The sequence below is a fragment of the Mucilaginibacter aquatilis genome (assembly GCF_009755275.1).
Lineage (GTDB): Bacteria > Bacteroidota > Bacteroidia > Sphingobacteriales > Sphingobacteriaceae > Mucilaginibacter > Mucilaginibacter aquatilis.
In genome coordinates this window covers 455,225-479,757 of the sequence record NZ_WQLA01000003.1, presented here as the reverse complement: position 1 = coordinate 479,757, position 24,533 = coordinate 455,225, and the positions used below count along the sequence as shown (strand labels likewise).

At 45.2% G+C, this 24,533-nt stretch carries 30 protein-coding genes and 1 riboswitch; of the genes, 26 read left to right on the top strand and 4 right to left on the bottom strand.

Translation table 11 applies throughout. The features are described from left to right. Window position 1: 1 nt before the first annotated feature. The 13 genes from GO816_RS09820 to GO816_RS09760 are packed head-to-tail and all read left to right on the top strand — an operon-like array spanning window position 2 to window position 10,880. Window positions 2-322, top strand: coding sequence for a DUF4133 domain-containing protein (locus GO816_RS09820; protein WP_127702922.1), 321 nt, complete (start codon window positions 2-4; stop codon window positions 320-322). Further along, window positions 319-2,808, top strand: coding sequence for a TraG family conjugative transposon ATPase (locus GO816_RS09815; protein WP_127702921.1), 2,490 nt, complete (start codon window positions 319-321; stop codon window positions 2,806-2,808). The genes GO816_RS09820 and GO816_RS09815 overlap by 4 nt, the downstream gene beginning before the upstream one ends. A gap of 39 nt (window positions 2,809-2,847) precedes the next feature. Beyond that, window positions 2,848-3,192 (top strand): hypothetical protein, encoded by a 345-nt coding sequence (locus tag GO816_RS09810; RefSeq protein WP_157541639.1) that lies wholly within the window; start codon window positions 2,848-2,850, stop codon window positions 3,190-3,192. Between the two features lie 53 nt (window positions 3,193-3,245). Beyond that, window positions 3,246-3,929 carry a conjugal transfer protein TraI gene (locus tag GO816_RS09805; RefSeq protein WP_127702919.1) on the top strand — a complete coding sequence of 228 codons (684 nt, stop codon included), beginning with the start codon at window positions 3,246-3,248 and terminating at the stop codon, window positions 3,927-3,929. Continuing rightward, window positions 3,916-4,608, top strand: a complete 693-nt coding sequence (locus GO816_RS09800) for a hypothetical protein (protein ID WP_127702918.1) — start codon at window positions 3,916-3,918, stop codon at window positions 4,606-4,608. Before GO816_RS09805 ends, GO816_RS09800 begins: the two co-directional genes overlap by 14 nt. Window positions 4,609-4,619: 11 nt before the next feature. Beyond that, the gene (locus GO816_RS09795) at window positions 4,620-5,267 is read left to right on the top strand and encodes a TerB family tellurite resistance protein (RefSeq protein ID WP_232336538.1); all 648 of its coding nucleotides are present in this window, start codon (window positions 4,620-4,622) and stop codon (window positions 5,265-5,267) included. A gap of 10 nt (window positions 5,268-5,277) precedes the next feature. Beyond that, window positions 5,278-6,480, top strand: coding sequence for a conjugative transposon protein TraJ (gene traJ / locus GO816_RS09790; RefSeq protein WP_157541637.1), 1,203 nt, complete (start codon window positions 5,278-5,280; stop codon window positions 6,478-6,480). A gap of 25 nt (window positions 6,481-6,505) precedes the next feature. Continuing rightward, the gene (gene traK, locus GO816_RS09785; protein WP_127702916.1) at window positions 6,506-7,123 is read left to right on the top strand and encodes a conjugative transposon protein TraK; all 618 of its coding nucleotides are present in this window, start codon (window positions 6,506-6,508) and stop codon (window positions 7,121-7,123) included. A 2-nt stretch (window positions 7,124-7,125) separates the two neighbouring features. After that, the gene (locus tag GO816_RS09780; RefSeq protein WP_127702915.1) at window positions 7,126-7,461 is read left to right on the top strand and encodes a hypothetical protein; all 336 of its coding nucleotides are present in this window, start codon (window positions 7,126-7,128) and stop codon (window positions 7,459-7,461) included. 7 nt (window positions 7,462-7,468) lie between these two features. After that, window positions 7,469-8,707: a conjugative transposon protein TraM gene (gene traM / locus GO816_RS09775; protein WP_127702914.1), complete on the top strand. Its 1,239-nt coding sequence runs from the start codon at window positions 7,469-7,471 to the stop codon at window positions 8,705-8,707. Window positions 8,708-8,716: 9 nt separating this feature from the next. After that, window positions 8,717-9,535 carry a DUF4138 domain-containing protein gene (locus GO816_RS09770; protein WP_127702913.1) on the top strand — a complete coding sequence of 273 codons (819 nt, stop codon included), beginning with the start codon at window positions 8,717-8,719 and terminating at the stop codon, window positions 9,533-9,535. A gap of 34 nt (window positions 9,536-9,569) precedes the next feature. Further along, the gene (locus GO816_RS09765) at window positions 9,570-10,337 is read left to right on the top strand and encodes a hypothetical protein (protein ID WP_127702912.1); all 768 of its coding nucleotides are present in this window, start codon (window positions 9,570-9,572) and stop codon (window positions 10,335-10,337) included. A 57-nt stretch (window positions 10,338-10,394) separates the two neighbouring features. Then, window positions 10,395-10,880 carry a hypothetical protein gene (locus GO816_RS09760; protein WP_127702911.1) on the top strand — a complete coding sequence of 162 codons (486 nt, stop codon included), beginning with the start codon at window positions 10,395-10,397 and terminating at the stop codon, window positions 10,878-10,880. On the opposite strand, the gene GO816_RS09755 is transcribed toward GO816_RS09760, so the two are convergent. Both GO816_RS09755 and GO816_RS09750 read right to left on the bottom strand, forming a co-directional pair. After that, window positions 10,858-11,133, bottom strand: coding sequence for a hypothetical protein (locus GO816_RS09755; RefSeq protein ID WP_127702910.1), 276 nt, complete (start codon window positions 11,131-11,133; stop codon window positions 10,858-10,860). The two genes, GO816_RS09760 and GO816_RS09755, sit on opposite strands and share 23 nt — an antisense overlap. Window positions 11,134-11,137: 4 nt before the next feature. Next, entirely contained in the window at window positions 11,138-11,566 is a 429-nt protein-coding gene (locus GO816_RS09750; protein WP_127702909.1) for a helix-turn-helix domain-containing protein, read from the bottom strand. A 180-nt stretch (window positions 11,567-11,746) separates the two neighbouring features. On the opposite strand from GO816_RS09750, the gene GO816_RS09745 reads away from it, so the two are divergent. The 9 genes from GO816_RS09745 to GO816_RS09715 all read left to right on the top strand — a co-directional run bounded on the left by GO816_RS09745 (window position 11,747) and on the right by GO816_RS09715 (window position 20,331). After that, window positions 11,747-13,222: a HEPN domain-containing protein gene (locus tag GO816_RS09745; RefSeq protein WP_127702908.1), complete on the top strand. Its 1,476-nt coding sequence runs from the start codon at window positions 11,747-11,749 to the stop codon at window positions 13,220-13,222. Between the two features lie 445 nt (window positions 13,223-13,667). Continuing rightward, complete coding sequence (locus GO816_RS09740) at window positions 13,668-13,967, top strand: type II toxin-antitoxin system TacA family antitoxin (protein ID WP_127702907.1); 300 nt, start codon at window positions 13,668-13,670, stop codon at window positions 13,965-13,967. Then, the gene (locus tag GO816_RS09735; protein WP_127702906.1) at window positions 13,967-14,467 is read left to right on the top strand and encodes a GNAT family N-acetyltransferase; all 501 of its coding nucleotides are present in this window, start codon (window positions 13,967-13,969) and stop codon (window positions 14,465-14,467) included. Before GO816_RS09740 ends, GO816_RS09735 begins: the two co-directional genes overlap by 1 nt. Before the next feature lie 600 nt (window positions 14,468-15,067). Next, window positions 15,068-15,685 carry a hypothetical protein gene (locus tag GO816_RS09730; protein WP_127702905.1) on the top strand — a complete coding sequence of 206 codons (618 nt, stop codon included), beginning with the start codon at window positions 15,068-15,070 and terminating at the stop codon, window positions 15,683-15,685. Window positions 15,686-15,748: 63 nt separating this feature from the next. After that, window positions 15,749-15,877: a hypothetical protein gene (locus GO816_RS18895; protein ID WP_262707637.1), complete on the top strand. Its 129-nt coding sequence runs from the start codon at window positions 15,749-15,751 to the stop codon at window positions 15,875-15,877. 4 nt (window positions 15,878-15,881) lie between these two features. Beyond that, window positions 15,882-16,055 carry a hypothetical protein gene (locus GO816_RS18715; RefSeq protein WP_164849849.1) on the top strand — a complete coding sequence of 58 codons (174 nt, stop codon included), beginning with the start codon at window positions 15,882-15,884 and terminating at the stop codon, window positions 16,053-16,055. 4 nt (window positions 16,056-16,059) lie between these two features. Further along, complete coding sequence (locus tag GO816_RS09725; protein ID WP_127702904.1) at window positions 16,060-17,127, top strand: DUF932 domain-containing protein; 1,068 nt, start codon at window positions 16,060-16,062, stop codon at window positions 17,125-17,127. 310 nt (window positions 17,128-17,437) lie between these two features. Next, window positions 17,438-17,503, top strand: a riboswitch (Fluoride riboswitch). Window positions 17,504-17,680: 177 nt separating this feature from the next. Beyond that, window positions 17,681-18,958 carry a phosphopyruvate hydratase gene (gene eno / locus GO816_RS09720; RefSeq protein ID WP_127702903.1) on the top strand — a complete coding sequence of 426 codons (1,278 nt, stop codon included), beginning with the start codon at window positions 17,681-17,683 and terminating at the stop codon, window positions 18,956-18,958. 14 nt (window positions 18,959-18,972) lie between these two features. Then, complete coding sequence (locus GO816_RS09715; protein ID WP_157541635.1) at window positions 18,973-20,331, top strand: voltage-gated chloride channel family protein; 1,359 nt, start codon at window positions 18,973-18,975, stop codon at window positions 20,329-20,331. A 24-nt stretch (window positions 20,332-20,355) separates the two neighbouring features. Here GO816_RS09715 and GO816_RS09710 read toward each other — a convergent pair whose 3' ends face one another. Continuing rightward, complete coding sequence (locus GO816_RS09710) at window positions 20,356-21,549, bottom strand: sulfite oxidase (protein WP_157541633.1); 1,194 nt, start codon at window positions 21,547-21,549, stop codon at window positions 20,356-20,358. A 114-nt stretch (window positions 21,550-21,663) separates the two neighbouring features. On the opposite strand from GO816_RS09710, the gene GO816_RS09705 reads away from it, so the two are divergent. Continuing rightward, window positions 21,664-22,059, top strand: coding sequence for a YidH family protein (locus GO816_RS09705; RefSeq protein WP_117392409.1), 396 nt, complete (start codon window positions 21,664-21,666; stop codon window positions 22,057-22,059). Window positions 22,060-22,125: 66 nt separating this feature from the next. Beyond that, window positions 22,126-22,329 carry a hypothetical protein gene (locus GO816_RS09700; protein ID WP_157541631.1) on the top strand — a complete coding sequence of 68 codons (204 nt, stop codon included), beginning with the start codon at window positions 22,126-22,128 and terminating at the stop codon, window positions 22,327-22,329. Window positions 22,330-22,340: 11 nt separating this feature from the next. Here the strand turns inward: GO816_RS09700 and GO816_RS09695 are convergent, their stop codons facing one another. Then, window positions 22,341-22,793: a DUF305 domain-containing protein gene (locus tag GO816_RS09695; RefSeq protein WP_157541629.1), complete on the bottom strand. Its 453-nt coding sequence runs from the start codon at window positions 22,791-22,793 to the stop codon at window positions 22,341-22,343. Window positions 22,794-23,046: 253 nt separating this feature from the next. On the opposite strand from GO816_RS09695, the gene GO816_RS09690 reads away from it, so the two are divergent. Together GO816_RS09690 and GO816_RS09685 are read left to right on the top strand one after the other, a co-directional pair. Further along, window positions 23,047-24,045 carry a c-type cytochrome gene (locus GO816_RS09690; protein WP_317163617.1) on the top strand — a complete coding sequence of 333 codons (999 nt, stop codon included), beginning with the start codon at window positions 23,047-23,049 and terminating at the stop codon, window positions 24,043-24,045. A 10-nt stretch (window positions 24,046-24,055) separates the two neighbouring features. Beyond that, the gene (locus GO816_RS09685) at window positions 24,056-24,514 is read left to right on the top strand and encodes a DsrE family protein (RefSeq protein WP_117392407.1); all 459 of its coding nucleotides are present in this window, start codon (window positions 24,056-24,058) and stop codon (window positions 24,512-24,514) included. The last annotated feature ends 19 nt before the right edge of the window (window positions 24,515-24,533 follow it).

Sequence of the window (24,533 nt, the reverse complement as noted above, 5' to 3'; positions counted from 1 at the left end):
TATGGCATTGTATCAGATCAATAAGGGCATCAATAAACCCATCGAATTTAAAGGGCTAAAGGCCCAGTACATCGGCTACCTCGGAGCAGGCCTCGTTATTCTGCTCGTCGGCTTTGCAATCATGTACCTGGTGAGCATACCGGTGACCATGTGCCTGATAATCGTAGGTGCATTGGGGAGCCTGCTGTTTTTCCAGGTGTTTAAGCTTAGCCATAAATATGGCCAATATGGGCTGATGAAGAGATCGGCAAAGCGATATCTGCCGCGTTACCTGCAATTCAAGACACGAAACGTATTTCTCCAATTAAAAAGAAGATCATGAGATCACACAGCAAAGCGGAACAGGTATTTCCTGTTTATAAGGTGGAACACGATTGTATGCTTTCAGCGCAAGGCGACCTGACCATTGGTTATGAAGTTGACCTACCGGAAATTTTTACCATGTCCAATGACGAATACCACAGCTTTCACGAGGCTTGGATCAAGGCAATAAAGCTGCTGCCGAAAAATACCATCTTCCATAAGCAGGACTGGTTTATAAGTGAGCAGTATAAGGCCAGGTTTCAGGAAAACGGCGAAACGCAGGTTAAAACGTTTCTGTCACATTCCAGCGAAAAGCATTTCCACGAGCGTCCATACCTGCATCATCATTGCCATGTTTTCCTGACTAAGAAGCCCGAAAAATTCAAACACTATACGAGCGCGGTAAGCACATTGATGCGAAAACGCATAGTCCCTTCTCAAACCACATCAGAAGAGCTGTTTCGTGACTTTTTAGATAATGCCGGACAGTTTGTAAAGGTGCTGGAAGATAGCGGCCTAATTGCATTGCGGGGCATCAATGACGACGGACTGTCCGGTACGCCTAAGACACCCGGAATACTGGAACAGTACTGCTTTCTGCTCAACAAGAACAGCAATACGGTTTTAAAGGATATTCATATTCAGGACGAGATCCGCATTGGCAATGATTATTGTCAGCTTTTTACTTTAAGCGATGCGGAAGACTTGCCGCCGCTTTGTGGCCCGAGGATAACCTTTGACAAGTACAGCACGGACAAAACAAAGTTTAGTACTGGATTTGCCTCACCGATCGGCACTTTGTTGAGATGCAACCATGTGTATAACCAGTACATATTTATCGAAGACAGCCAGCAAACCTTAAAGAAGCTGGAGGCAAAGAAGCTGCGCTTACAATCGTTATCCGCTTATTCCCGTGAAAATGCGATCAGCCGGGATGCGACTCACGAATTTTTAAATGAAGCAATCAGTCAGCAGCGGCTGCCGGTTAAAGCACACTTTAATGTGATGGCCTGGACAAGCGACCGAGCCGAACTTAAAGACCTCAAAAATAAAGTAAGTTCAGCTTTAGCTCAAATGGATGCGCAACCTAAACAGGAAACGGACGGAGCACCGCAGATATGGTGGTCGGGATTGCCAGGCAATGAAGCTACCTTTCCAATGAATGATACCTTTGATACATTTGTTGAACAGGCAACCTGCTTTTTAAATCTTGAAACAAACTACCAATCCAGTATCAGTGCCTGCGGGCTTAGGCTCGGCGATCGCTTGTCAGGCAAACCTGTCCATGTAGACATCAGTGATGAACCGATAGAGAAAGGCATAACGACTAACCGGAATAAGTTTATTTTGGGTCCGTCGGGCAGTGGAAAGTCTTTTTTTACCAACCACCTTTTGCGAAGCTATTTTGAACAGGGCGCTCACATTGTATTGGTCGATGTAGGGCACAGTTACCAGGGGCTTTGTGAGTTCGTCGGAGGATATTACTTCACTTATTCAGAAGACAACCCCATCAGCTTCAATCCCTTTTATATCGCTCAGGGCGACTACTTGGATACGGAAAAGAAGGAAAGCATTAAAGCCATGATCCTGGCATTGTGGAAGAAGGAAGATGAAGGCGTACAACGTTCAGAATACATTGCGATTTCCGATGCTTTGTACCACTATTATGAAAAGCTTAAAGTGAATTCTGATATCTTTCCTTGCTTTGATAGCTTCTATGATTTCCTTGCAGGAGAGTTTTATGAGACCATGAAACAATCAAAAGTAAAAGATGAACGTTTTGATATTGATAACATGCTGTTCGTATTAAAACCATATTACAAAGGTGGTGAGTACGCTTACCTGTTGAATGCAAGAGAAAATCTCGACTTATTGCATCGCCGCTTTATTGTCTTTGAATTGGATAACATCAAAGATCACCCCATTCTTTTCCCGGTAGTGACACTGATCATTATGGAAACCTTTGTATCCAAAATGCGCAAACTCAGTAAGGCCACCCGCAAAATGATCTTAATCGAGGAAGCATGGAAAGCTATTGCGCGTGAAGGCATGGCCGAATACATCAAATACTTATTTAAAACGGTTCGAAAATATTTTGGTGAAGCTTTGGTAGTTACCCAGGATATTGAAGATATCATCAGTTCGCCGGTGGTCAAGCAGGCTATTATCAATAACAGCGACTGCAAAATTCTGCTTGACCAACGCAAGTACCAGAATGACTTTCCGAAAATTCAGCAGTTATTGGGCATCACGGATAAAGAAACGGCACTGATCATGAGCATGAACCGGAACAATGATGAAAAGCTAAAATACAAAGAGGTGTTTATCAGCCTCAATGGTCAGTTGTCAAAAGTTTACCGGACAGAGGTGAGCCGTGAGGAATACTGGACTTATACAACGGAATCAGCGGAAAAAGCTCGTGTTCAAGAATACGCTAAGAAATATGGAAGTATTCAGCGAGGCATTGCGGCTATTGTTCAGGAAGAATTAGAAAAAGCAGCTTAATTAAATTATATCATTATGAAAGCATTAATCATTCTATTATTGATATTATTTATCATCTACGGATGCTCAGAGACCGCTAAAGAGTCAGACCCGTCCGGGACTTATGTAACCCATTTCAAGAATGAATATTCGCTTACAGACGATACTCTTATTATCAGAAATATCAATTCTTCTAACCAGGCATATAACATTGAACGAAAATCTGGTTTTCAAAAAATCAGAAATGGCGTTTTAAAGAGCAAGGAATTTAAGTCTGCCAAATGGGATGCCACTTACAACGAAGATTCAAAGGTACTACAGCAAACTGACCTTGGAAATCAGGTTTATATTACAGACCATAACGGCGTTAAACTCGGCGATTCCGAATACAAGAAAATAAAATAGCAATTTATTTCTTGCCTTTTTTAATCTGATAAATAATCGGAAAGGGACTTCTTATGAAAAAATTTAAGGTACGACCAGCGATATTAATCGCCTTGATAATGTTATTGTTCACAGTGCCGAAAGCTAATGCGCAGTTCGTAGTAGCAGAAGTAATTAAACTCACCGTCAAGAAAGTGATCAAGGCCATTGACCTTAAAGTTCAGCGGATGCAGAACAAGACCATCTGGTTGCAGAATGCACAGAAAGTGTTAGAAAACGAGCTATCTAAAGTTAAACTTACGGAGATATCCGGCTGGACAGAAGAACAAAAACAATTGTACAGCGGCTACTATACAGAGCTATGGAAGATCAAATCCACCATTGCTTATTACCAGCGGATCAAAGATGTCACCTTGAAACAGGCTGCTTTGGTGGGTCAGTACAAGCGGGCCTGGGGGCTGTTTCAAAAAGACAACCACTTTCGTCCGGAAGAAATCAATTACATGCAGAAGGTTTACAGCGGCATCTTAGATGCCAGCGTTCAGAACCTCGATCAGATATTAATGGTCATCAATAGCTTCAAAACGCAAATGTCCGATGCTGATCGGCTCGAACTGATTAATCATGCAAGTGACCAGTTGGATATCAATTACAACGACTTGCAGCAGTTTAACAATCAAAACATTCGGATCTGCTTGCAACGAAGCCGTGACCTTGCAGATACGAAATCAATTAAGGAATTGTATGGAATCAATTAGCCAGTTAAAGCGCCGTGCTGATGATATCGGCCGGAAAAGCAAGGCACTATTAACCTATGCGCTGGTGACCGCCGCTGCTTCGTTATGGTTGTCACAATCACATGCGCAGACTTTTGCCGAATGGTTCTCTCAAAAGAAAACCCAAAAGAAATACCTGCTTCAGCAAATAGCAGCTTTACAGGTTTACTCCAATTATTTGAAGCAAGGTTACCAAATCGCTAACGGCGGCTTGGGTTATATCACCGGCTCGTTAAAGGACGAGTTCAGTTTGCATACGACCTACTATGATAAGTTGAGATCCATCAATATGGTAGTCAAGAATAACCCGCAGGTGGGTAATATCCTGACATGGCAAAGGGATATTCTAGGAGCAGTTAAAGGTCTTGATCAGGCAACTTACCTGTCAACGAAGGAAAAGGTTTACGTTGGTCAAGTCAAACAGGCACTGCTTTCAGACTGCGATGAACAGATCACAGCGCTGCAAATTCTCCTCACAAACGGCAAACTGACCATGACTGACGATGAACGTTTAAAGCGGTTGAACAGCATTCACCTGGCGATGCAGAGCAATTACCGGTTTATCGCAGACTTCGCAGGCAAGATCAAGGTTTATGGCCTTCAGAAACAGCAAGAAAATACCAACCTCGAAACCAGCAAATACATATTCGGTATTCGATAATATCAAGGATTATGAAAAAGCACATCAAAGCATTTTTGCTGACAGGATTTACAGTAGCGACTCTCTCGCATACTCAGGTATGTAAGGCTCAGGGCCAGGAACTACAGCAGTTGTTATTGAATATAGAAAAGCTAACTCAGTTGAAGAGCATCCTTTCCGATATGAAGACAGGTTACCAGATCTATCAAAGGGGCTACAGTACGATTTCGTCGCTATCCCAAGGAAACTTTAATCTGCATGATGTGTATCTAAACGGCTTGCTTCAGATCAGTCCGGCTGTCAAAAACTACGGCAGGGTTGCCGAGATCATCTCCCAGCAGGCCAGTTTGCTAAGTGAGTACAAGAAGGCTTTTTCCCGCTTTAAACAAAGCGGATCGTTTTCCGCAGGCGAACTTGACTATATGGGTAAGGTATATGGCGGGCTGGTAAAGCAAAGCCTTGACAATATCAATGAGCTAACCAATGTATTGACAGCTTCTAAATTGAGGATGACCGATGATGAAAGGATCAGGGCAATAGATCGGATTTATGTGAACTCTACTGATAAGCTTCAGTTTTTGCGATACTTCAACCGCAACGGTGTGATGCTCAGTTTGCAGCGAACGAAGGAAACCGGCGATGCCCTCTCATTAAAGAAGCTCTACGGTATAAACCACTAATTCAGACATTATGAAAAAGACAGCTTTTTTAACCGCAATCATTGCGGTAACGGGGATTCTTTTCCCATTATTTTCAAATGCAGCAGGGCTTGCAGATAACATCCAGGGATTGCAGGGAACGCTCAATAATGTTTACAATGATATGCTGCCGATGTGCAGCGGCTTGATCGGCGTAGGCAGGGCCATCGCAGGATTCGGCGCACTGTGGTACATCGGCAGCCGCGTATGGCGGCAAATTGCGGCGGCAGAACCTATAGACTTTTACCCGCTGATGCGTCCCTTCGCTCTCGGGCTGGCGATCCTGTTATTTCCCACGGTCATCGCAATCATCAACGGCATCATGCAGCCTACCGTAAATGCGACGGGCGGAATGGTGCAAAACTCAGATGCAGCGATTGCCGCCTTATTAAAAGCCAAACAGGAAGCCGTTGAGAAGACAGATACGTGGCAAATGTACGTTGGGCCTGACGGTGATGGTGACCGGGATAAATGGTACAAGTATACCCATCCTGAAGACAAAGATGGCAGTGGTGAAGGTGTATTAGCAAGCGTTGGAAATGATATGAAATTCGCTATGGCTAAAGCGTCCTATAACTTTCGTAATACCGTGAAGCAATGGATGTCAGAGGTACTACAGGTATTGTATGAAGCCGCAGCACTATGTATCAACACTATTCGTACGTTTTACCTGATCATTCTGGCTATCCTCGGGCCGATCGTTTTTGGGCTTGCGGTATTTGACGGTTTTCAAAGCACGTTAACGGTGTGGCTGGCTAAATACATCAATGTATTCCTATGGTTACCAGTCGCGAATATATTCGGTGCCATTATCGGTAAAGTGCAGGAAAATATGCTCAAACTGGATATTTCACAAGTACAATCAGCGGGTGATACCTTTTTTAGTTCGACTGATACGGCTTACCTCATTTTCCTGATCATTGGGATCATAGGCTACTTCACGGTTCCGAGCGTAGCCAATTACATTGTCAATGCAGGCAGCGGCCATGGGCTTTTACAAAAAGTAAATGCACTGGTCATCACCAGTTCCAATGCCACCGTGGCGGCTGGTTCTCAAGTGGGAGAACGAATGGTCAACGGCGCAATTAATTTAAGCAATGCACCAGGCGACTTTATGAGCGGCTGGAACAATGCGGGTCAGGAAAATAAGTCACAGCCCGCTAACCATCAGGCAGCTCGCATCAACGGAAATTAAGTAGTTCACCATAAAATTCGTAGCCATGTTTACACACCTAAAGAATATTGAAACTGCCTTCCGGCATGTGAAGTTGTTCAGTTACTTCCTGATAGCGGCCTGCACGATCATCTCCTGCTTTGCCCTTTATAAAAGTTACCAGGCAGCAGACCTCGCCAGCAGGCATATTTACATATTAGCGAACGGCAAAGCTTTAGAAGCCTTCGCCGCAGACCGCAAAGATAACATCCCGGTTGAGGCACGGGATCACATCAAAATGTTTCATCACTACTTTTTCACGCTTGACCCTGATGAAAAAGTGATCAATGCCAACATCGGAAAGGCATTGTACCTGGCCGATGAAAGCGCCAAAAATCAGTACAACGATCTTAAGGAAAAAAGCTATTACAACAACTTGATTTCCGGCAACATCAGCCAACAGGTTGTGGTGGACAGCATTCAACTCGACATTGATAAGTACCCTTATTACTTTAAATGCTTTGCTACGCAAAAGCTGATCCGCGCAACATCAACCATTAACCGCAGTCTGGTTACCCAGGGTTATCTCCGAAACGTGGCGCGTTCAGATAACAACCCGCACGGATTCCTGATTCAGCATTGGGAAACATTAGCCAACAGGGATACTACCCTTCAACATCAATAGCCATGAAAACACAAAGTAACGATAATAGCTCATCCACTCCGATGAACGACCGAATAGCGAAAGTGGTCTCGGAATTTATTGTAAGTTTTCAGGCTAAGTTAGCAGCGTCAATCGGCCAACGGTTCAATGCTTATAGCGCCGGTAAGCAAAAGGTCCTGCTGGTGAGTGTCGTGGCGATCATAACGGTCATATTGTTAGCAGGACTTTTTACCAATTCCTATACAATACCGGCCCTTCATCAATCCTATAAACCCGCAACACATATCGGTATGGCATCCGACGTCAATCTCTCTGGAAGAAGGGATGCACAATTAACAGATTCACTAACTAAAAAATGATTAGATCATGGAAGCAACACTCAAACAAGGCAATTTGCCTGCACACGCTCCTGAATTTCTTAAAGAGCGTAAATTCTTAATGATGATACCAGTATTGATCTTTCCTTTTCTGACGATGGCCTTTTGGGCGTTGGGTGGCGGACGGAACAGTAGCCATATGACCGGCGAACAGACGGCGGTCAAAGGGCTGAACACTACTTTACCTCAAGCTAAATTTAAAAATGGTAGTGATCAGGATAAAATGGGTGTCTATCAAACATCTGCGAAGAACTCAGACAGTTCCGCCGCGGGCAGCGTAAGCCAAAACTTCGTTAGTTCGATGGGCTTTGCTGAACAGCAGGCTTCACAAGGAGAACTGCAAAACACCTCTTCGTTACCAGGCGAACTGGCGGCGAACGATCCTAATGAAGCCAAAATTCAGGCGAAACTTGCGCAAATCAATACGCAGCTCAATCAGTCTTCGTCACCGGTACAAACGGGCGGTTATGAGCCGCAGCCAAATTCCGGTGCAGCCGTTAAGCGACTGCAAATGATGATGGCTTCCATGAACAGCGGCAGTGCTGAAGACCCGGAAATGAAACAGCTCAGCCGCATGCTTCAGCAGATCAATGATATTCAAAATCCCGGCAACTCCGATAACGTCCTTCGCGCCCGCTCCCTAAAAAATCGTAACCGTGTCTATGCGGTAACTGCCGTAAGCGATGATAGCGACGAATATGGTGAAGGGCCCAACGTTAGGTATGCAAGCAATAAAACCGCTCAGGGTGAAAATGCGGAAGGGAATACCATTCAAGCCGTGATTCACGAAGATCAAACGTTGGTCAGCGGCGCGGTGGTTAAACTGCGGCTGTTGGACGGGATTTATGTTAAAGGCAAAATGATTCCTAAAGGCAGCTTCGTTTACGGCACTTGTGCCCTGAACAACGAACGCTTGGAAATCAAGATTGCCAGTATACGCTACCTGAATAACATCTTGCCGGTCGCACTCACTGTGTATGACCTGGATGGTCTGGAAGGTTTATATGTGCCTGGGTCCATCAGCCGCGACGCTGCTAAGAACGGAATGGGCAACGCCGTTAGCTCCATGCAGCTGATGACCATGGATCAATCGTTAGGCGCACAAGCAGCCGGGGCCGGTATTGAAGCCGCTAAAGGGCTGTTCGGCAAAAAGGTAAAACAGATTAAGGTCAAAGTCAAAGCCGGATATGAAGTTCTGCTTAAGGACAACAATGACCGCGATAATTAAGGAGGTAATATGAAAAGATTAACAGTTATATTTTTCCTTGCGTTGATAGGGAAAATAGCGTTTGCACAGGACACAGCCTATGTAAGCCACGACAAGGCAACAGCATTATTTTTTCAAGGGCCAGTTAAAGTGCTCGGCAGCCAAAGCAGCAAGTACGTAATTACGGACAAAGGCAATGGGGTGTTAACGATCAAAGCAGTCGCGTCGAATTTTAAAAATGTTACGCTTAGTGTTCAGGATCAAAGCACCAAAAAGGTCTACAGCATCCCGGTAGCTTATTCTTATGGACGGGCAGGGCGACGGATTGGCTATGGTATGACGCTTGTACGTACACTTGTAAATAACAGGCCGGAAAATACCGAAGAGGTTATCGCGCAGCAATTGGCATCAGGAAAACGTGCTGATGTCGCAACCCATGAGAAAACGGGCGGTATCAAGGCCTGGATCAATAAAGTTTCACTTGCGGGTAACCGGATCTATTTGCGGCTTGATCTACGAAATCGCTCGAACCTGCCTTACGGGATTGATTTTGTCCGTTTCTATATTCGTGACCGCAAAACCGTGGACCGGATGGCTACCCACGAACAGGAGATCGTCCCGCTTTACAGCACTTTACGGAGCCGTACAGCTGTAGTCAAAGATCATGATGTTACCAAAGTATTTGCTTTTAAGCGGTTTTCGCTATCGGAGGACGAGGCGCTATTCATCGAGGTTTACGAGCGTTCGGGTAACCGGCACCTTTATTTACAAATCAGGCAAGATGATCTGGATGATATCAAAGTCCTTCCTGTACCATCACGGGCTGCGCTGACGCTGGCCGCTAATTAATAATCATTTAATTAACCATTTAATTCATACAGTTATGAAGACACAAAATTCAGAATTTTTAAAGAAAAGCCTTTTGAATTTAGGTTTTGGAGAAAAGGTAAATGCGGAACTTGACAAGGAAATGGAAGCGAAAACGCCGGAATTCAGGTTAGGCCTAAGCCACGAGTTCAATCAAAAGACCGTCGATTACACCCTTCATTTTAAAGCAGGCGACAACCAGGACATGTACTTTTTTAATAAGTTCGATGCGCATATCCGGCACGAAGACGCTGCAAAGGAGGTCAGCCAAACGTTTTTTATTAATAAAGGAAATGGCGTTACAGCTAAAGAAGCCTTCAACTTGATGGAGGGACGTTCTGTTCATAAACAGCTAACGAACCTGGAAAATCAAAAATATCAGGCCTGGCTAACGCTGGACGACCAAAATCTGACCGAAAGTGGCAATAAGAAGATCAAGCATTACCACGAGAATTACGGCTATGATATTGAAAAGGTCATTGCCGGAAAAGGTATCAAGGAACTGGAAGATCCAAAAGCAAAAGAAGATTTATATCGTTCTCTGAAAAAGGGCAATGCGCAGCAGATCACCGTTGCAACCGGTGAAGGCGAAAAAAAGTATTTCATTGCAGCTAACCCGCAGTTCAAAACCGTCGATCTTTACGACCATCAGATGAAGAAGATCAAGCGGGAAGAGCTGTTAGGTACAAGTGCCAAAGCAACAAAAAGCTTGAAGTCTCATGCGCAATCCTCGGAGGAGCTGCCAAAAAAAAAACAGTCGCGTAAAAGCAAAATGAGTGTTTAACATTTTTAGGCAACAGGTCATCATTGACCTGTTGCTATTTATCTAAAATACTCTATTATGAAAACATTAGATGAGGCACACAATGTATTATTAAGCGTATCAGACGAGCAATGGCTGAAACTCGTCGAGATGCTAACCTATGGCGTGTTAGAGCTGAATGCCCGCACGTTGGCAAAAGTGGAGATTATGTATAGTGTCGGCCATTACCCGGCGATGCATTTTCGTTTAACGACTATTTTAGATGATCCCACTGATGGTAACCCTTTACCACAAGTATCCGGATTCCGGTTTGCCTTCGACCAGGATATTGATGATGACGTATATATTGAACCCCTTAGTTCAGACGGCTATTGGGAAGACTATCTGGAAAAAGAAGGTATCACCCATGTGTTTGCGAGTAACGAAGTTGGAATCAGGAAGCTATATCGGTTCATCAACGAGGAACTGCATCTATGGGATGATGTGCCTTTTGCAGAAGTTGAAAAACCTGTAGAAGATACCTGGAGAACGTTGTTTGAGCTTAACCCGCTTCCTGATCAATGAAGTGCTTGTTGTATAAGTTGATGATATCTCGTTTGAGTTCCAACGGCAGATCATAACCCTCTTTCCATATTAGCTTGCCTGTAGGCACCTCACCCAGAGGGGCTTGTATAATGTCGCAGCCTTCTAAGACGTCCTCAATAGCATGAATGTCAAGATACGGCTCGTACCTGGTTTCCATTGCTTTTAGTTCGGGGTCTGCAACAAGACTGAACATCCTTTCTCTGTATGGCTTTTCGTGCTGCTCCACTGTCATGATATTATGAATTGGCTTTACCTTTAAGAATTTCTACTTTTTCCCGTTCGCTTGCGAGAAGTTGCTCATAAAGCTTCTTGTTTTCTTCGTAGACTTCAATTAACTTGTCTATAGGATTGAATGTAGGGTTGTAATTTACAGCATTTAACATCGAAGTATCGTTAAATGTATTCGAGATGATATTCACCGCCTTTTCCTCATCAAAGTTTTTGATGGCTTCAACGGGAACTTTAAGTATAGCAGCTACTTGCGCAAGAATATCTTCTTCAATAAGCTCTTTTCCCTCCAATAACGATACTCTTTTTTGGCTCCAATCATCTCCTAACGCTAAAGCCAAGGCCAAGGCTTCTTGCTTTAACCCGAGCATCTCGCGAAAGCGCTTCACATTGCGTCCCTGATGAATATTTTTTGGCGAATCGGTAGCTGTCCTCATGACGAAAATGGTTGTTTAAGCAAATGTATGAAAATTTGAAGTTTCAAGTTACCAGTTTTATCGGCCTAAAGCAAGCATAAATTATACGAGTTTGCTACTTCGATAGAAAGCTGTAGAATAGGTTAGAAAGCTGTTCCTGCGGTCATTTGTCTTGCTGGCAACAATGGCGGCATCAAGACCATGACGATGTATTTAGGAAACATAGCACCGTGGGAGCAGTACCCCAAACATCTGCGTTTTAGCGAAATTATGAATCCTTTAAAAGTCATTACCGACTTTTTCAGTTCTGGGTGGCCCAAAGATCACCGGGAGGATTTAAAGGAATGGCGTTTTTATGTATTAAATGACAAGTTTTATAAAGATCGGCATGGGCCTGGACACGTGTTATTCATTTATGATCAAACCCTTCAGTTGATCGAAGCTCTGCATTTATTACTACTCAGAAATTACGACAGGTGGCCACGCTTACAGGACGTGACCGAAGAGCAGATCGAACAGGAAAAAAAGGAATGGGTATACTTTCCAAAAAATTTGTCTGCAAAAGAACTTGCTAACCCATATAAAGCCGTGAAGAAGTGTTTCAAAAAAATAACGCCGCAGGATTATCGCGACTATCTGCACGAATGGCTGCACAGCGCCTTGTATAACAGTGCTGCTGACGAAACGCTGATCGCTGGCGAGATCATTGACGTGTATGATAATATCCGTAAACTTTATTCCGCAGCATGGCTCATTCACCAGCGCGAGACCGAAGAAACGATCACGCATAAAGGTTGGGGCAGAAACCGGAATGCGTCGGAAAAAGAAAGCATTGATGATAAATTAGCACCACTAAAAGACCTTGATCCGGTATTAAATCAAGCTGAAAAGTCAGGCATTGACGAAGTAAAGAACCTGATCGTTGAGCGTATTCCATCTGTTTGTATGATTTACCTGATGGGTACACACTCCAACCCATTTACGTATTATTTACTGATACTGATAGACGACAAGGAAAAAACGCCTGAACACGAGATTGCCAACAAAATTGAGGATAACTGTCGTCACCTGGCATCAGTATTCGCCTTTGTACATAAACTGGCCAGTGCCAAAGATGCGTTGGCAAACAATAAGCGTTTTTGGCACAACACACTCTTCAAAAGTATTAATGTTTATAAAGCTCCTGATGTTGAGCTAACAGGTGCGCATTCCATTGATAATAGTGTGTGGCTGGAAAGAGCCGGGCACGACTGGAACAGATGGGGTGTTCAAGGCAAAGAATTCATGAAAGGCGCTCTTCGCTACATTGAAGATAACAATTATTCACTGGCACTTTTCTCCCTTCATCAGGCTGCTGAAAGTAGTTTGATTGCTATTATTCGGGCGGTATTAGGTTACCGCTTATCGGTGCATAATTTGTCGAGAAAGATTAGAATAACATTGTTATTTACTGAAGAAATTAAGCGGGTTTTGCAGTTAGACACGACGGAAGGCGTTCAGCTATTCAATTTGCTGCAATCAGGATATTCGGAAGCACGATATAAAAGCCAATTTAATCCAGATGAAGAATCTGTAAAGCGCTTAAAAGATAAAGTTGAACTGCTGATAGCTAAGATTGAGCAAATTTACCAGCAGTTTATTAAAGAAAAATCCGCTCCACCAAGCACCGGCCAGTAGTAGCGGCAGGCGGCTTGAGTTTCTCAGGCCGCCCTGCTCGCTATGATATGCATTGATGTTTCCTGAGCTTAGATGGAAAAGACGCTGCCTGATCAATCTACATCACTGCACTATCAATAGATAGCTAATGTTTATCAATTAATTATCTTGTTTTATATAATCAATCTAACAATGAATTACAACGTGTCATTTGCAGAGATGAACCGGTTAGCTATGAAGATAAAAATCCGTCAACCTAAACTTTCTCTCGAAGATATGCGAAAACAAGCGTTGCGACTTGAAAGCACCCGTACCGCTAAAATAAAAAAGCAGTCACCTTCTCGTTAACAGCTAAATCGTGAATGTTATTAACGATATTGGTGTGAATAAAAATGGATTGATTATTGCAAAGGTCTATTTATTTGTACGGAATTTTTCCGTATATTTGTTTTGAAAGGCAATAATTATGGAACGAGCGATCAAAGCTGAAAAGACAAGATTCGATACCAAACTGACAACAGATCAGAAAACATTATTTGAACGGGCAGCAAAATTAGGCGGTTACCGTACGCTTACCGATTTTGTGGTATCCACTGTTCAGGAAAAAGCAAAATTTATTGTGGAACAGCACGAAGCTGTTCTGGCTACAGAAAGGGACAGGAATGTTTTTTTCGAAGCAATCATGAACCCGCCGAAACCTGGCAAACGCTTACAAGAGGCTGCTGAGCGCTACCGTGAATTAAATAATCAGTCAACGGAAGTTTAATGAGTTATCCGATTGAACCGCTGCATTCAGGACTTAACAAAAAAGAGTTTACCTGCGGCAAGGAAATGCTGGATAATTACCTGCACAAACAGGCAAGCCAGGATATCAAAAGGCGTTTAAGTACCGTGTCTGTCATGCTGGATGGTGACCGCATCATCGGCTATTATACGCTATCAAGTACCAGCATACCCTACGAACTGGTGCCGGAAAAAGTGCAAAAGAAAATGCCGCCTTCTTACCATAACCTCCCTGCTATATTATTAGGAAGGCTCGCATTGGATCAAAACTATAAAGGACAACGCCTTGGCGAATACCTTTTAATTGATGCGTTAAAGAAGTGCTACGACGTCTCTTTGACGCATGTCGGGGCAATGGCTGTGATCGTCGATCCGCTTGACGCCGATGCGGAAGCCTTTTACTTAAAATATGACTTTGTTAAACTGGACTCTGGGAAAATGTTTCTGACGATACAGACCATAGCTGCGCTGTTTACAAATTAGGATTGTCATGTGATATTCTCTGGGTAAACAGCGAGATATTATACAAGCGTATAAATTGAAAGCTCGTTGGCTGTCCCCAAGGCCAGGCTTTTCACTATATCTTTTCCATGAAAAGGATGCCGTTGCAATCCTTGACAGGCTAACTTCTCCAATGTCTATTGCTTAAAATTCCGCTCCTGCATTTTTGCTGCGCTGCAAAAGCATTCGCTTATAACGTTTGACTGGCTACGTCCTGCAGGCGCATCATTCCGGACTTCACTCGTTTACCCGCTCCGTTACCCTTCGCCGGGAAAAGCTTCGCTTGCCTGCATTCCTGCCCTTGCTGATTCGATTTAAGGGACTTCTTTTAGCTGCTATTTTCCAACGAAAACGGACAAAAGCGGCGTCAATCTCGGTCAGCCTTTACGTACGAACGCATAATGTCCTTCGCTTCGCTGCGGCCACCCTTCGGGACTTATAGTTCTCCCGCTCTGGCTTACGACCGCTTTTTTGACTTTCTTTTTTACCGTTTTTTCTTTTGAAAAATAGCTTTTTAAGGGAAGTCTTCGGGAAAAGAGGGAAACGAAAAACAAATTTTTTAACCCTTTAAAATCTTCTAAGATGAAAACAGCAGAAAAAAATGCAAACGGTGTACAAGTTGCAGCAGCAAAAGCAAACGAAGCTAACAGAACTACAAACCGCCCAAGCCTTACAGGCAAAGAAGCCAAAGAACATGCAAACACTACCAATGAACAGCCCGCCGAAAATTCACAAACTGCGGAACCTGCGCCTGCCCAGGCTGCGCCCAGTGGCACCGCTACAGTGGATAACCAACCCATTAACGCTGCAAACCAGCCAGCCACCGAAGAAGTGAAAGCCGAAGCACAGGCCGAACCCGCTAAAACGGAAGAAGTAAAATTTGAGCCTAAAAAGTTCGCGCTGAATTTAGAGCAAACGCTCAAATCCGTGAATGACCTGCACCGCTTGTCTATCCAGCGTTTGGCCCTGATAGCCCGAATTAAGACCTTAGAAGATTTTGAGGTGCAATTACAGGAAGAGAACGACGAACTGGAAAGCAACCCCTACCAAGGCTGCAAACTCATCATTCAGGATGATAAACGCCGCGAATTCGTCACTAACACGCCGAACCTTATCCGCATGGTGGCACAGTTCATTTTTGATGCCTGCCACGAAAAACTGGCCGACATCGAGGCTAACATCGTTTTTCCGAACGCCTGAACAGGTATTGCTCCCGGCGTTTAGCCGGGGGCATTTTTAAGTTTCATCAAAACAGCTACTCCCATGTACGAGCAATTTATAGAACTGACCGACCAGCTATTTTGGGAAGGTTACGCCGAACAACTGGCGCAGGAGAACCCCGCACAATTTCAAATGGAATTCCGTGATTTTTTGAACACCTATCAATATTAAGGCAATGGAAGACAAAATTTTCATACTGGTGAAAGTGGCCATTCAAACCACGCACCCTAACATACACGACGCTATTGCAGAACTGCAAAACAGCGACGTAAAAATTACGAGCACTGGCAATGTACAGGTGCTGCGCACCGAGATCATACCCATGAATACAAGAACTACAAAAAATTAAAGCAATGGCACATCAGATCAATTTCAATCAGAAAACAGGCAAACACAGCTTTATGAGCGTAAAGGAAAAAGCCTGGCACGGTTTAGGGCAGATCATTGACCGCTACCCGACCAGCAGCGAAGCGATACAGCATGCGGGTTTGGACTACATTGTAGAAAAACGTCCTTTGTTTACTTATGATACTGCCAACCATTTGGGTGAAGGCAGCGACGATATGATCATTCCTGAAATAGAAGTACCGAATTTCTTTGCCACCGTAAGGGCAGACACGGAGCAGGTTTTAGGTGTAGTCGGCAATGACTATGAAGTTGTGCAAAACCGTGATGCGTTTTCGTTCTTTGACGCCATTGTCGGCGGTAGTGATGGTATTTTGTACGAGACCGCAGGCGCATTAGGCAACGGCGAACGAGTATTCATAACCGCCAAGCTGCCTGATTATATCCGTGTAGGTGTCAAGGACTGGATAGAGCAATACTTGTTTTTGACCACTTCGCATGATGGTTTAGGCAGTATAACCGCAGCTTTTACGCCTATCAGAATTGTATGTAATAACACGCTTAATGCTGCTATGCGGAATCATTCAGGAGCAATTAAGATACGGCATACCGCGTCTGCTGCCGAGCGGTTAAAACAAGCGCATACGCTCATGGGCATCAGCCGTGAGTTGAGCCAGGAAATGGAAGGCTTGTTTAACCAGTGGGCAAAAGTCCGCATTACAGACCGTGAAGTGAGAAAGCTGATACAGATTGCTATGGCACCTAATAAAGAGGTATTAGAACATTTAGCCGAAAGCAGGTTTGAACAGCTTTCTACGCATTACACAAACATTGTTGACAGCGTTTATGAATACGCTTTAGCCAGCCCGACGCAACAGATCGATACGACTGCAGGAACGGTATTTGGTGCTTATAATGCGGTAACCGGGTATTTTCAGAATGTACGCAGTTTCAAAAGCGAGGAAGCGAAGTTTAAATCCATCATGGACGGCACCGCCAAACAGCGGGCACAAACCGCCTTTAATCTTTGCCGGGATTTCGCTACGCGAGGCAATGAGGCACTAATATTTAACTAAAGCCAACAAGGGGGAGCAATCCCCCTTGTTTTCAAAAATTGCCGGACGGCGGGCTATCGCCCGCCCATTTAGGACGCCCCCTGTTTCCGTATCGATGATGATTTTTGGTGAAAACAGGGGGCGCTTTATTTTGAGCCAAGTTTATATTCAAAAATGATAACTGGCCAGACCTTATCATATCAACAGCAAACTGGACACAAACTGTGTCCAATTTGACATCGACCAATTATCCAGCACTAAAATAACTCATTCCTAACATATCTATTGTATGCTCATATTTTTTAAAAACAAATAGCGTTTTGATTGTTATGATTTAAACGGAAATGGTGTCTTCCGTTCAAAATAACCGCCTCGTGCTGATGACGCCTACAATTATAGCATAGATGAAACCTTGCAGGTCTTGTCGTGAACATTATTGTAGGTGAATGATCAGCGGTACTTCAATCCCTTTTCTATCCCGTCTCGCATTTAGCCAGGTCACCTCCCTGCTCATTGTTCCGGCATCAGTTCATGGTTTTGTCCATGCGATTTAAACTTTTAAAAACAACATAAAATGAACATCAAGAACATTATGGCCAGGGAAGTTTTGGATTCAAGAGGTAATCCGACCGTTGAAGCGGAGATCACTCTAGAAGATGGCTCAACAGCAAGGGGGATCTCACCATCGGGTGCCAGCACCGGCGAGAAAGAAGCGGTGGAACTACGCGACGGCGACCAAAGCCGCTATCAGGGCAAGGGCGTTGAAAAAGCAGTGGCCGGTATCAATCAGGAAGTAAAGCGTGCACTTATCGGCTCCGCATTCGCTGATCAGGCATCCTTTGATCAGGTGCTGATCGACCTGGACGGAACACCCAATAAGGCCCGGTTAGGCGCTAACGCCATTCTGGCCGCTTCGATCGCCTTTGCGCGGGTGAACGCTGTATCCAAAAAGATCCCCCTTTACCGTCAGCTTATCGAGCGCGATACCTATGTGATGCCGGTCCCGTGTATGAACGTGATCAACGGTGGACGTCACGCGGACAATAACCTAGACTTTCAGGAATTCATGATCGCTCCGCACCATGCGCCGAACTTTAAAGAAAGTATCCGCATGGGCGAAGAAGTATTTCATACGCTAAAAAAGCTCTTGTCGAATAAGGGCTATTACACCGGTGTGGGCGATGAAGGCGGTTTTGCACCCAACCTCAGCTCCAACGAAGAGGCCATCGAAGTGATCTTGGAAGCTATTCAGAAAGCCGGGTACAAACCCGGAGAGGATATCTCTGTTTGCCTGGACCCGGCCACCAGTGAGATGTGGGACAATGGTCATTACAAAATGTACAAGAGTAACCAGCAGCGTTATAGCTCGGAAGAGATGGTCGATCTCTGGGCAAAATGGATCCGAACTTATCCTATCGTGCTTTTAGAGGACGGTTTGGGCGAAAACGACTGGAATGGCTGGAAGATCATGACCAATCAGCTGGGCAGCGAAGTGGAACTGGTCGGCGATGATATATTTTGCACGAACCCTTCGATCATTCAGGAAGGTATCGATCGGGGTATCGGGAACAGCGTGTTGATCAAGCTTAATCAGATAGGCACGGTATCAGAGACCTTGCAAGCTGTAGCACTGGCGCAGCAGAACGGCTACCACTGTTTTATCTCTCACCGAAGCGGTGAGACAGAGGACACGACCATCGCTGACCTGGTGGTGGCCACCAATGCCGGGCATATCAAAACGGGAAGTGGCTGCCGCTCGGAGCGGGTCTCCAAATTCAATCAGCTTTTACGCATCGAACAGGAACTGGGTAGCAAAGCCCGTTTTGCAGGGATCGAAACTTTTAAACGGTAGCAGCAGATCAGTATATGAAAGCTCTCATCACCTCGGAGCGCTACCAGATCATCAAAGAACTGATCAGGTGGAGCTTGCTTATACTTCCGGTAGCTGTCGCTATCGGAAGTATGGTCGCCTTGTTTCTATGGATACTGGACCTGGCCATCAATTACCGGTTCCATCATCCCTGGCTTCTATTTTTGCTCCCGCTGGCCGGGGTACTGATCCACCTGATCTATCGCTCGGTCGGCAGGTCTTCCGAAAAAGGCAACAACCTGATCATGGAGGAGATACACGAACCAGGCGGGGGCGTCCCGCCGCAAATGTCACCGATCATTCTACTGACCACGGTATTGACACACTTGTTCGGTGGTTCTGCCGGTCGTGAAGGTACCGCGGTACAGATTGGCGGAAGCATTGCCCATTTATTTGGAAAGTGGTACCGACTGTCCGTTCAGGATATGCAGTTATTGCTCACGTCCGGAGTTGCCGCCGGGTTCGGTGCCGTATTCGGTACACCGCTGACAGGTGCGCTGTTCGCCCTGGAGGTCTTGGCCATAGGGCGTATGCAGTATAACGCATTACTGCCTGCACTGATCGGCGCTGTCGCCGGGGACTACACGGTAGCAGTCTGGGGAGTTCACCATACGGCCTACCAGATCAGCGCCTTTCGGCATGAGGCATACCCTTTATCAGCTTATCTTCCTTTTGATGGTCTGTTAATGCTGAAAGTGATGTTAGCGTCCGCGGCATTTGGGATGTCCAGCGCTTTGTTCTCTTCACTAGTTCACGCGATCAAGGTCGTTTCAGGTCATTTTATACGGTTGAAATGGCTGATCCCTGTTGCGGGTGGCCTGGTCATTATCGCGCTGACCTATCTCAACGGAAAACCTGACTACCTGAGCCTTGGTGTTGCTGCAGAGTATCCCGGGGCCGTTACGATCCAGTCGGCTTTCCATACCGGAGGTGCAGACCTGCTCAGTTGGTTTTGGAAAATGATCTATACGGCCGTCACGCTTGGCTCTGGATTTAAAGGCGGAGAAGTAACCCCCTTATTTTATATAGGGGCTACCTTGGGTAACACGTTGTCTAATGTATTGCATGCACCGGTGGGCTTATTTGCAGCGCTGGGATTTATTGCCGTGTTTGCCGGCGCGACCAATACGCCGCTGGCTTGTACGGTCATGGGAGTAGAACTGTTTGGCGGGGAACACGTGCTTTATTTTGCGATCGCTTGTTTTACGGCCTATTTATTCAGTGGCCATTCGGGCATTTACAGCGCGCAAAGGATCGCTGTCCCCAAATTGCTGAATGCCGGTATAACGCCCGACTCCGCTTTGGGTGACCTGGGTAAAAGCCGGCCGCATTGGTATGAACGGTTTCTAAAGTAATAACTGCAAAGACGGGGCGCGGTTTTACCGCGCCTCTATTTTAACGGTCACGATCTTGTTGACCATATAGGTCCTGCGATCCTTATCGTGTTCCATAGGTTGCGTATTTCCCTGACTGTCGGTCGCCCTTGACATCAGCTTATACTGGTTCTCGCCCGCAGGAACCTGCCAGTTGTATTCCCAAAGCCGCCAGGCGAACTTAACGTGCTTGCCTAATAATTTTGCCGGTTGCCAGGTTACGCCTTCATCAAGGCTGACCTCGACTTTTGCTACTTCATTTTCTCCGCACCAGGCCGCACCATGCACCCGGTATGTTTTACCTGCAGGGACCACCTCGCTTAGCGCAGGTCTGGCGATCTCTGCTTTGACCTGTACCTCGGTCACTGCGGTCAGTGTCGGCTGGTCATCAGTGCGTTTCCAGTAAGCATATTCCAGGGTTTGCCAGTAGCCATCAAATGGCTTGTCCACCGCGGTTATTTTGGTAAGCCACTTTACGGAAGCCATGCCATACCAGCCTGGGATGATCGCTCTTACCGGGTACCCATGCTCGGGGCTAAGATCCTTTCCGTTCATTTGATAGGCAAGTATCACTTCCGCCTGCATCGCTTTGGTAAGCGGTAAACTTCTGGCGAAGTGGATAGCACCGGGAGATTTGGGTTCTTCCGAAACTTCGCCCTTATCTGCCCCTTCTAAAATGATTTCCACTGTGCCCGGCTTTATACCGGCCTTTTCCAATACTACAGAAAGTGGCACACCTGTCCATTCTGCGTTTCCGACGGCACCCTGTTCCCACAATAAGCCCTTTACCTTTGGAGCCAGGTTGGCTCGCCCGTTACCGGCGCACTCCAGTATCGCCATCACTTTTTTAGCGGGTAAAGCACGTAACTCATCATAGGTTAAGGTGATCTCTCTATTAACATGGCCTCCGATGGCTACTTTCCATTCTTTTGCCTGCAACTTCGGAATGGGAAAATGGGTTCGTATAAAGAACTGGTTATTGGGCGTGATCAAACTGGAAAGCATCGGAAAAGGGAATTCAAAATTGACCGGTTCCTTTTCCCTGATGATTAGGCCCGGGAAGGATGGTTCAGATCCTTTATCTGCGTTACTCGCTGAAGCGATTCCCGGAATGATTGCGGTTGCCATGACGGGAACTGTCCCTTTCAGGAAAGCACGTCGTCCGTTATTGTTCGTTCCGTTATTTTGCGCCTTATCCATAATTGACCGATTTTGATTGGAGTGTTAAATAATTAAGGATCGGCAGTGCATTTTGTTTGAACAGGCAATCTCGACCGGTTGCCAACAAATCAGCTTTTCAATTGCTTAGATCTTATGGAAATACCAAGCGCAAACACGAACAAAGAAAAGATCAATCCCGGTGATCATCTGGCCAATGAACGCACCTTTTTGGCCTGGATCAGGACAAGTATCGCTTTAATGGGTTTTGGGTTTGTAGTCGTAAAATTCAGCTTGTTCGTCAAGCAATTATCCCTCGTTATTACTGACAAGATCGTTCTGCCAGGGAAGGGCTTTTCCGCGACCATCGGGATCATACTCGTCGCTATCGGTGCCCTGATGGCCTTGTTAAGTTATTTCAGGTATCGACGTATTGAAAAACAATTGCTTAGAAATACCTACTTTCCTTCGTTCGCCTTATCGCTTTTGCTGACCGTTGCGATAGTACTGGTCAGCGGGTTGCTGCTTTGGTATCTTTTACCCAATACCTGATAAACTCCTTGTGGAACAATTTCTATGCTTTATGGTTAAATAAACATGGGAATACATTCTGAATTTATGGTATCCGCTACGATACCTGGCGGTTCCGATCAGCAATATAAAGTGACGCACCAGGACGAAACATTTGCCGTGGAGACAGATAGCGGAACGATCACACTTATAAATAATGGTGATAATTCATGGAGTATTGTTAACGGTGATATCTCGCAAGAGTCCGCCAATATTATTGGGCAGGCTATTGAAGACCATTATCAGAAGTAATTCTTTCTGAACTATCGCTCAAGCCTTTCGATCATCTTCTTCATTTGTATGATCTCTGCCTGCTGTGCCTTAACAATACTATCCGCCAGTTTGCGCACCTCCGGGTCTTTGAGTTCGGCGTTTTTACTGGTCAGGACCGCTATAGAGTGATGCGGTATCATGCCCTTCATCCACTGGATATCGCCCACAGCGATTTGAAGTCTTACGCCCCATAAGGCAGTGCCGAAAATGACAATACTGAATACCATGATCAAAAAATTCTTCTTTCGATCGGTATACATATTGCGCATCATCATCAACATTAGAACTGCCATCGGGCAGATCATCAGTAAGGTCATGTAAAATCTGGTCAGGTTAAGATAAATATGATCCCACTCATACACATTAAGATACATAACGGCATACATGATCATGAATGACAGCGCAAGCATGATCAGGAAACGTGTATAGACTTTTTTATTCATGATCGATCTTTTATGGTAAAACCCAACTGTTTCTAAAATGTTCATTTGTTAAGATACCATAACCACAGGTTATCAATCATCAAATTTTGTGATATAACTTCAGCCTTTTTCGCTTGTACTTTTGATGTATCAACCAACAAACAAAATGAAACAGCAAGACGAAAATAGAGAAGTGACCAAAGCCTTGGTAAAAGTATCAAAGGCCTTAATTACCGTAAGTGTTTTGTTTGCGGTTTGTATAATAGTGGTGATCGTGACATTGATAGTACCAACTGGTCATTTACCTGGTAAGGATTCCCAGAAGATAAATGGCAGATCCGACCAACCAGTTACCATTCCATCTACCGAAGCCTCTGCCGGTACGACACCACGCCCTATTCCGGCTGATGCATGGAAAGCTCCAAATGATAATACGATACCTGCCGGTAAAGATGGCGAGATGATCAAATATGGCAGGGAGCTTGTAGCACATACCGCCAGATATTTTGGCCCTCAAGGCAGCATCGCGAAGATCACTAACGGGATGAATTGTCAGAACTGCCACCTTGATGCCGGGTCACGCCTTTTCGGTAATAATTATGCCAGCTTTATTGCTAGTTATCCAAAACTGAGCAACAGGAGTGGCAGGGTGGAGCAGCCTGAAGAACGCATCGCTGAATGCTTCGAGCGTAGTTTGGCCGGTAAAGTACCTAACCCATCCAGTAAAGAGATCCAGGCCATGTTGGCTTACATGAAGTGGATCGGCAAGGACGTAAAGAAAGGTCAGAAACTATTTGGAAATGCAACAGAAAAGCTGGCATTCATGGACCAGGCAGCAGACCCGGCCAAGGGCAAGGAAGTGTTTATGATGAAATGCCAAAGCTGCCATGGTGCTAATGGCGAGGGCCTGCTTAACGCCGATAAAAAAACCTACGCCAATCCGCCGTTATGGGGAAAGCACAGCTATAACGATGGCGCAGGCATGTACAGGCTGACCAATTTTGCAGGTTTTGTGAAAAACAATATGCCATATGGCGCTTCATATCATAGTCCGCAATTAACAGATGAAGAGGCCTGGAACGTTGGCGCCTTTGTTAACTCCCAGCCGCGCCCTCATAAGGATCAGCAACATGACTGGAAAGACCTGAAAAAGAAACCGATCGATTTCCCGTTCGGGCCTTACGCCGACCAGTTCAGCGATAAGCAGCATAAATACGGGCCGTTCAAACCCATCAAAGACGCACAAAAACAAGCATCAATCATCAAATCATAAAATAAGAACCATGAAAAAGTACATCATCATTTTAGCAGCCTTCGCGCTGACCGCTTTCACAAAAACTGTTAAAGCACAACAAACCGATCCCGCCGCCTTTACGGGCGCAACCGCAAAGCTCAAGCATTACGATGCGCTTTACATCATCAATTCCGGCGATGATAAAAAGATCAAGGGGACGTTAAGGAACATCAATAACGCGCTGGAAGATCCAAGACTAAAAGGTAAACTCCATGTTGAACTGATCGCTTTTGGTGACGGCGTGGCTGTTTACATGAAAAGTAGCGCCTATGAGCAAACTTTAAAGGACCTACAGGCAAAGGGAGTGGTGCTGGCACAGTGCGATAACACGATCAAGGAAAGGAAAATTGACAAAGCCGACCTGTTTCCATTCATCTCCTATGTGCCGAGCGGCAACGGTGAGATCATCATCCGCCAATACGAAGGCTGGGCTACTGTACATCCCTAATAAGCATCCTCATTCAATT